We start from the raw sequence: 8,823 nt of genomic DNA on the forward strand, positions 1-8,823 counted from the left end.
CTGCGCAATTCGACGGCCCGGCAAGAAGATAAGAATTGGATTCGCGGATTTAAGGCCCACCGGTGTCTGTACCCGGTGGGGAACTCACCGCTTGGTTGCTGGATTGGCCGGTGGCGGTGCCGCCGGTCTCCCGCTGAAGGGCAGGGTGCCGTGCTGGATCACTGGGACGACGTCGTCAGTGCCCTGGACCAGGGAATCCCCTGCGCCGCAGCGACCATCATCCGCACCTCCGGCTCCGTGCCGCGCCCCGCCGGAACCTCCATGGTGGTGACGGCCGACGGCGGCGTGCTGGGATCGCTGACCGGCGGCTGCGTGGAGGCAGCGGTACTGGAGTCGGCGCTGGAAGCCATTGCTGACGGCAAACCCCGGACAGAATCCTTCGGTTACAGCGACGGTGATGCCTTCGCCGTCGGCCTCAGCTGCGGCGGCAGCCTCGACGTCCACATTCTCCCGCTGGCTCCCGGGAGCCTTCCCGGCGGACCGGTTCCTTCGGCAGTGCTGCGCCGGCTCGACGGCGGGGCGCACCTTCCCCTGCCCGTGGCAACTGAAGAGGACCTCCGGAACGCCCTGGTGGCGCTGCATCCCGAGGCCGGTTCATCGGTGCCGGAGCAGCTGGCGGGCATGCTGGCTGCCGGACACACCGGCATCCTTACGCTTGCGGACGGGGAGTGCGGCGCCCAGGCGGCAGAACTCTTCCTGGAATGCCGGGCCGCTGCACCGGCGCTGCTCCTGCTGGGAGCCAACGACTACTCCGCAGCCCTGTCCCGGATGGGTGCGATGCTGGGGTACCGGGTCACGGTTGCCGACGGGCGGCCAGTCTTTACGGATCCGCGGCGTTTCCCGGAGGCTGACGCCGTCGTCGTGCAGTGGCCGGACGCGCTGGTCCGGGCCGAACAGGAAGCCGGCCGGCTGGACGCCAGTTCGGTCATCTGCCTCCTCAGCCACGACGCCAAGTTCGACGTCCCGGCGCTGGCGGCAGCCCTTCAGTCCGGAGCGGGATATGTCGGGGCCATGGGGTCACGCCGCACGAACCGCCACCGGCTGCGGGCGCTGCGGAACGCCGGTGTCCCGGAAACAGCCCTGGCGCGGCTGCACGCTCCCATCGGGCTGGACATCGGCGCGGTAACGCCCGCGGAAGTCGCCTTATCGGTATTCGCGGAAGTGACGGCCTCCCGCAGCGCCGCCAGCGGAATGCCGCTGCGCGGGCTCAGCGGACCCATCCACTCCCCGTCCCGCCTTATCAACCACCTCACGGCCAGCTAGGAGATCCCCGCACGTGGACATGAATACCGTTCAAAACCTGGTGCCCACTGCCCAGCCCTCCGACTGGCGTCCGGGAGACGCCTGGCTGGCCGGAGGGACAGTGCTGTTCTCCTACGGCAGCTCCAGCCTGCAGCGGCTGCTGGACATTACCCAGGCCGGGTGGGAGCCGCTGACCGCCTCCTCGGAGGGGCTGGAGATTGCCGCCACCTGCACCATCGCCGAGCTCTACGCCTTCGCCGGCGACCTGCCCCCTGCCGCTTCCGCCTGGAGCTCCCTCGCTGCGGTTCGCCCGTGCTGTGAGGCGTTTGTCGCCTCCTTCAAGGTCTGGAATGTCTCCACGGTGGGCGGGAACGTCTGCACTGCCCTGCCGGCCGGCCCCATGACCGCCCTGACAGCGGCCCTGGACGGCCAGGCCCTGGTGCTTTCCCCGGACGGCTCCAGCCGCACCCTGCCCGTCACCGAACTGGTGACCGGCGACGGTGAGACCTCCCTGGTACCCGGGGAACTGCTGCGCAGCATCACGCTCCCCGCGCAGGCGCTGGGCTCGCGGACTGCCTTCCGCCGGCTGTCCCTGTCCAACCTCGGGCGCTCCGGCGTCCTGGTGATCGGGCGCCTTGACCCGGACGGAACATTCGTCCTCACCGTTACCGCATCCACCGTGCGTCCCGTCCAGCTGCGCTTCAGCTCCCTTCCGGACCAGCCTGAACTACGCGCAGCACTCGATGATGCCGTTCCGTTCCCCCTGTACCACGACGACGTTCACGGCCTGCCTCAGTGGCGCCAGTACATGACCGAACGGCTGAGCGAAGAAATCCGGGCTGAACTTGCCGGGGAAACGGAGGCAGGGCAGTGACGTATTCGGTCAACGGCCGGGACATCCCCGCCGAACCCGCCCCCGGACAGTGCCTGCGAACCTTCCTCCGCGAAGCCGGGAACACCGGCGTGAAGAAGGGGTGCGACGCCGGCGACTGCGGTGCCTGCACGGTCCACGTGGACGGGGTTCCGGTCCACAGCTGCATCTATCCCGCCCGCCGGGCGGAAGGCCGCGAGGTCACCACGATTGAGGGACTGGCCGACGGCGGCACGCTGCACCCGATGCAGCAGCAGTTCCTCGACGCGCAGGGTTTCCAATGCGGGTTCTGCACCGCAGGCATGGTGATGACCGCTGCCACCTTCGGACCAGAGGAACTCGGCAACCTGCCGCGGGCGCTGAAAGGCAATCTGTGCCGGTGCACCGGTTACCGGGCCATCGAAGACGCTGTACTGGGCCGGCAGAACATCTGCGGTTCATCCGAGGGCTGCGGGGCTGCCTGCAGTGCCGGAGCGGCCGAGGCTCCGGCCGCCGTCGGACACAACATTCCTGCGCCGGCAGGCCCGGCAATCGTGACCGGCGCCGCCCGCTACACGCTGGACCTCCCGCCCGAATCCCTCCCCGGCCTGCTGCACCTGAAGCTGGCACGCTCCCCGCACGCGCATGCCCGGATCCTCTCGATCGACACTTCCGCTGCCCTGGCGGTTCCCGGCGTGGAGGCCGTGTTCACGCACGTCGACGCTCCCCTCCAGCGCTTCTCCTCCGCCCAGCACGAGCTGCACACCGACGACCCGGCCGACACCCGGGTGCTGGACGACGTCGTCCGGTTCCAGGGCCAGCGGGTCGCCGCCGTCGTGGGCACGACCGTGGCCGCCGCGGAAGCCGGCGTCCGTGCCCTCAAGGTGGAATACGAGGTGCTGCCGGCCGTCTTCGAGCCCGACGACGCCCTGGCTCCGGACGCACCGCTGCTGCACGCCGCAGCTGCGGCCGAGGCCGGCGTCGGCACACCGGCGGCAACCAATATCGTGGCCGAGCTGCATTCGGTCATCGGGGACCCGGAGGCCGGATTCGCCGAAGCGGCGGCCGTCCACGAGGGCACGTACTACTCCCAGCGGCTGCAGCACGTTGCCCTGGAAACCCATGCCGCCATTGCCTCCTTCGACGAGGACGGCCGGCTGGTCGTGCGCACCTCCACCCAGGTGCCCTTCCTGGTCAAACGCACACTGTGCCGGGTGTTCGACCTGCCCGAAGACAAGGTCCGGGTGGTCTCCGGCCGCGTCGGCGGCGGTTTCGGCGGCAAGCAGGAAGTGCTGGTCGAGGACATTGCCGTGCTCGCTGCCCTCCGGCTTGGCCGGCCGGTGCAGCTCGAACTCACCCGTGAGGAACAGTTCACCGCCACCACCACGCGCCACCCCTTCCGGGTGAAGGTCCGTGCCGGCGCCGATGCCGCCGGGAACCTCACGGCCCTGGCAGTCGACGTCACCACCAACACCGGTGCGTACGGCAACCACGGCCCCGGCGTGATGTTCCACGGCTGCGGCGAATCAATGGCCGTCTACCGGTGTGCCAACAAGCAGGTCGATGCGCGCGCCGTCTACACCAACAACCTTCCAGCCGGCGCGTTCCGGGGTTACGGCCTCAGCCAGATGATCTTCGCGATTGAATCCGCGCTGGACGAGCTGGCCCGTTCCCTGGAGCTGGATCCGCTCGATTTCAAGCAGCGGAACCTGGTGGTGGAAGGCGACCCCATGCTCTCCACGTCCCCGGAAGCCGCCGAAGACGTGCTGTACGGCAGCTACGGACTCCAGGAATGCGTGGACCTGGTCCGCGGTGCGCTCGACGCCGGCGCCCGGGATCCGGAACGGTCCGGACAGTCGCTGGGCGGGGACTGGTTGGTTGGCACGGGCACCGCCGTCGCCATGATCGACACCGTCCCGCCGCGCGGACACGTGTCCCATGCCCGGATCTCGCTGCGGCCGGACGGGCGCTACGGGCTCGACGTCGGCACCGCGGAATTCGGCAACGGCACCACCACTGTCCATGCCCAGCTGGCCGGCAGCGCCCTGTCCACGGAGCCGGGCAACATTGTCATCCGGCAGTCCGACACCGACCTGGTGGACCACGACACCGGCGCCTACGGTTCCACCGGCACCGTAGTGGCCGGCAAGGCCTCCCTGGCCGCCGCCACGGAACTGGCGGCGCGGCTGAAGGGCTTCGCTGCGTCACTTTTCCGGAACACGTCGGCGCAGGTGGCACTGGAATCGGATGCCGTGGTGTGCGGCGAGGAGCGGGTTGCCCTGGCCGAGGTCTATCTGCGGGCACAGGAAGCCGGCGTCGAGCTGGCGGCCGAGGGCCGCTGGGGCGGCACTCCGCGGTCGGTGGCGTTCAATGTACAGGGTTTCCGGGTGGCAGTAGACCCCGGGACCGGCGAGATCCGCATCCTGCAAAGCGTGCAGGCAGCCGATGCCGGCGTGGTCATGAACCCGATGCAGTGCCGCGGACAAGTGGAAGGCGGCGTCGCGCAGGCGCTGGGCGCGGCCCTGTATGAGGAAGTGCAGGTCGACGACTCGGGCAAGGTGCAGACCCGCATCCTGCGGCAGTACCACATACCCACTTTCGCCGATATACCGCGCACGGAGGTGCACTTCGCGTCCACCGATGATGCCCTGGGCCCCATGGGTGCCAAGTCCATGAGCGAGAGTCCGTTCAATCCGGTGGCTCCGGCGCTGGCCAGCGCCATCCGGGATGCCACCGGGCTGCGCCTGAACCGGCTCCCGTTTGCCAGGGACCGGGTGTACCTGGCGCTGCGGGAAGCGGGCTGGCCGGCGAAGGTCTCCGCCGCACGGTAGCTCTGCTTGCACGGCAGATTTGGTAGGACAGTTGTTCTGGTTGCACCCAGTGCAACGATGCACCTAGTGTAGGAGTGTGCATGACGCCGGCTCCCCTCCCGACCGCCGTGCCGCCCTGAAGGGCAGGCACCGGCAGGCCATTGTGGACGCCTGTGCAGACCTGCTGACCGAGCGGAGGGGAACGGACTTCTCCGTCGATGAGCTTGCGCAGCGCGCAGATGTCTCCCGGCGCACAGTCTTCAACCACTTCGCCTCCCTGGACGACGTCGTGCTGGAAGTCGGCACCGGCGTCGTCGCTTCCTCACTGGCCCTGCCCGGCGGCAGGGCCCCGGAGGGCTACTCGCCGCTGGACGACCTGGTGGACCTGGTGAGCTCACCCCGCTTCATCGAAGCGGTCTCCTACCTGACACTTGTCCTGGGCCGGGTCGACAACCGGTCCTCGCCCCAGCAGGCCATCATGGCCTTCCGCTCCGTCACCATGGCCAGCGACCAGGTCATGGCTTCCCTGGCCACACGGCACCCGGAATCCAGCCCGGAGGATATCCAGCTCCTGGTAGGCATCTTCGCCGGCGGCGTCAGCGTGCTCTACGAACACTGGTGTGCCCAAACCGGCGCCGTGGACACTCCTGAATCCCGCGGTGCCTGGCTGGAACTCCTGCAGCGCCTCGTCGCTGCCCTCCGCACCGGAAACCTCGCCGGCACTCCCCCCGGCACCTCCTAGAACTTCGCTCACGGCGGCTCACCACCGCCACCTTCGTCCGCAGCAGATTTACTTTTTTCGACAAGGACCATACATGGCTGAATTCCTATACCGCCTCGGACAGGCCGCCGCCAGGCGCGCCCGCTCCGTCCTAGCGCTGTGGATCGGGGTGCTGGCCATCTGCGGAATCTCCTTCGCACTCTTCGGCGGCACTCTCTCCACCGCAATCTCGATTCCGAACACGCCGACCACCCAGGTCACCGACCGGCTGCAGCAGGAACTGCCGGAGGCGTCCGGCGGATCCGGTTCCGTGGTCTTCCAGACCGAGGACGGCTCGGAGTTCACCCCCGAACAGCGGGAAGCCATTGCTGCCCTGGTTGAGGATGCCAAGGGCGTGGACGGCGTGGAAAACGCCGTGGACCCCTTTGCGACTGAAGCCCAGCGCGAAGAGCAGGCCCGCCAGCTCGCGGAAGGCCAGGCGCAGCTGGATGCCGGCCGCACCCAGCTCGAGTCAGCCCGAGCGGAGCTTGACGCAGGCCAGGCGCAGCTCGACGCCGCGCGCGCCCAGGCCGAAGCCGCCGGCATGCTGGCCATGGCCCAGCCTCAGCTTGATGCCCAGCAGGCCCAGCTCGACGCCGGCCGCGCGGAACTCGACGCGCAGGCGGCCACGGCCGAAGAAAAGGCACCGCAGCTGGAACAGGGAGCCGCCCTGCTGGACATGGCCTCCAACATCCGGATGGTGTCGGAGGACGGCAGCACCGCGATCCTGACCGTGGTCTTCGAGGACCCCCAGATGGAGGTTACGCAGGAGACAAAGGACGCCCTGGTGGCCGTCTTTGAAGACGCACCGGTCGACGGCGTCACCACTGACTTCTCCACCGATATCGCCCAGGGCATCCCCAGCATCGTGGGCATCGGCGAGGTTGTAGGCCTGGTCGTAGCCGCCATCGTGCTGGTCGTTATGCTCGGCACTTTCGTCGGCGCCGGCCTGCCGCTGATTTCCGCGCTGATCGGCGTCGGAATCGGTGCCCTCGGCGCACTGGCATTCTCCGGCGTCGTCGAAATGATTTCCGTGACGCCCGTGCTCGGCCTGATGCTGGGCCTCGCGGTGGGCATCGACTACACCCTCTTCATCGTCAACCGGCACCGCCGCCAGCTGAAGCAGGGTTATGACCTCGAGGAGTCCATCGCCCTGGCCAACGGCACCTCAGGCAACGCCGTCGTCTTCGCCGGTGCCACGGTGCTGATCGCACTGCTGGCCCTGAACATTACCGGCATCCCGTTCCTTGGCCTGATGGGCACGGTCGGTGCGGCCTGCATCGCCATCGCGGTGATGATCGCCGTGACACTGACCCCGGCGCTGCTGAAGCTAGTCGGCACGCGGATCCTCAGCAAGAAGGAGCGCGCGTCGATTACGGCGGCGGCAGAGGCCCCCCGGCCCGCAGCAGCGCCTGCAAAGCCGATGTCCACTGTGACGGCCGTACTCACCGCACTGGTTTCAATCGCGGCACTGCTGGTCATCGCTATCCCTGCCCTGGACCTGCGCACCGGCCTGCCGGACGGGTCTTCCGAAGCCCACGACTCCACGCAGTACCGCGCCTACTCCGCACTGTCGGAGAAGTTCGGCGAGGGCCAGAACGGCACCCTTCTGGTGGTGGCGGAACTTGACTCCGAACCCACCGAAGCCGAAGCAACCGAAATCCAGGCCGAGATCGCCGGGATCCTCTTCGAGCAGGACGGCGTTTCCGCAGTAGCTCCGATCGGCTCATCGGAAGACGGCAGCACCGTCGCGTTCCAGGTGGTTCCAGAACAGGGACCCACGAGTGAGTCCACCGAGAACCTGGTCCACACCCTGCGGGACATGTCGCCGCTGAACGATGAGTATGAGATCGGTGTGGCCGGCACGGCCAGCGGCAACATCGACATTTCGGACAAGCTCTCCGATGCGCTGCCGATCTACCTCGGCGTGGTGGTTGGCCTGTCCCTGCTGATCCTGATCCTGGTGTTCCGGTCCATCTACGTTCCGGTCATCGCCACGCTCGGCTTCGTCCTGTCCTACTTCGGTGCATTGGGCGGCGTCGTGGCGATCTACCAGTGGGGCTGGTTTGCCGGTGTCTTCAACGTGGAGACCCCCGGCCCGATCCTGAACTTCCTGCCAACCATCCTGGTGGGCATCCTGTTCGGGCTGGCCATGGACTACATGCTCTTCATCGGCTCCGGCATGCGTGAGGCGTACGCCCATGGCGCTCCGTCACGCGTCGCCGTCGTGCAGGGCGTCCGGGCCGGACGCGCCGTGGTCACGGCCGCGGCCATCATCATGGTCTCCGTATTCGGCGGCTTCGTCTTCTCGCACAGCGCCATGATCCGTCCGATCGGTTTTGCCCTGGCCTTCGGCGTCCTGCTGGATGCCTTCGTGGTGCGCATGCTGCTGATCCCGGCCCTGATGCACCTGGCCGGAGACAAGGCCTGGTGGCTGCCGAAGTGGCTGGACAAGATCCTCCCGGACGTCGACGTCGAAGGCTCCTCACTGGAGCGCCGCCATCCGCACGTTGACCACCACGAACCGGAAACGGCCAGCCGCAGCTAGCGGCGTCCTGCCCCGGATTCTCAAAACAGCAGCTGCCCCTCTTGGGGCGGCTGCTGTTTTTCTTATGGTCTCCGTCATCATTGCAGGACACGCGTAAATTTCTGGACTCCGTCCAATGGATGGAATATAACTGTCTGTACGAAGTCCATAATTGGTCTTCGTCTATTTACTTCTGTTTCCGGCATGCGGGCCCCTTGGGGGAGGACCGCACCGCGCAGGTTCTGCGGCCGTTCTCCCCCGCCCTGTCCCAAAAGACGACCCAGGAGAACCCCGTGAACCGCCCCGTCCTCCGGCTTGTGCCGGCAATTACTGCAGCGGCCGCTGCTGTCCTGGCACTCTCAGCCTGCACACCCGCTTCCTCGGGTTCGTCCTCCTATCACGCTTGCCTCGACGACACCTCGCTGCAATTCACGAGCATTGCCACATCAGCCGGGGACCTCGATTGCGGCCCTGGCAGTATCCCTGTGTCCTGGTTGGCTGCCGGAGCTGACGGGGAGGTCCCCAGCGTGGCGGCGACGGCGTCAGCCGATGCTAAGGGAGACAAGGGCGAACCGGGCGCCGACGGCAAGCCTGGAGAATCCGGGCCTGCCGGCGTTCCGGGGCGGGCGGGAGC

The 8,823-nt window shown here is 67.8% G+C and carries 5 protein-coding genes and 1 pseudogene; all 6 read left to right on the forward strand.

Features of this window, described 5'->3' with window-relative positions; all coding sequences use genetic code 11:
* Positions 1–150: 150 nt before the first annotated feature.
* The gene (locus TVB01_RS08935) at positions 151–1,263 is read left to right on the forward strand and encodes an XdhC family protein (RefSeq protein WP_422455547.1); all 1,113 of its coding nucleotides are present in this window, start codon (positions 151–153) and stop codon (positions 1,261–1,263) included.
* A gap of 13 nt (positions 1,264–1,276) precedes the next feature.
* A complete protein-coding gene (locus TVB01_RS08940; RefSeq protein ID WP_422455548.1) occupies positions 1,277–2,116 on the forward strand; it encodes an FAD binding domain-containing protein in 840 nt (279 codons plus the stop codon).
* Positions 2,113–4,923 (forward strand): molybdopterin-dependent oxidoreductase, encoded by a 2,811-nt coding sequence (locus TVB01_RS08945; protein ID WP_422455549.1) that lies wholly within the window; start codon positions 2,113–2,115, stop codon positions 4,921–4,923. The genes TVB01_RS08940 and TVB01_RS08945 overlap by 4 nt, the downstream gene beginning before the upstream one ends.
* Positions 4,924–4,999: 76 nt before the next feature.
* Positions 5,000–5,644: a TetR/AcrR family transcriptional regulator gene (locus TVB01_RS08950; protein WP_422455550.1), complete on the forward strand. Its 645-nt coding sequence runs from the start codon at positions 5,000–5,002 to the stop codon at positions 5,642–5,644.
* Between the two features lie 73 nt (positions 5,645–5,717).
* Positions 5,718–8,210, forward strand: coding sequence for an MMPL family transporter (locus TVB01_RS08955; protein ID WP_422455551.1), 2,493 nt, complete (start codon positions 5,718–5,720; stop codon positions 8,208–8,210).
* A gap of 272 nt (positions 8,211–8,482) precedes the next feature.
* Positions 8,483–8,823 (forward strand): annotated as a pseudogene (locus TVB01_RS08960) (hypothetical protein); the annotation flags it as partial.

Origin of the sequence: Arthrobacter sp. 7Tela_A1 (assembly GCF_049311065.1) — a bacterium.
In the GTDB taxonomy this organism is placed as follows: Bacteria; Actinomycetota; Actinomycetes; order Actinomycetales; family Micrococcaceae; genus Arthrobacter_B.

Bases quoted from the DNA above. Each gene is read 5' to 3' on its own strand.
- TVB01_RS08955 (WP_422455551.1), top strand. From the start codon at position 5,718: ATGGCTGAATTCCTATACCGCCTCGGACAGGCCGCCGCCAGGCGCGCC.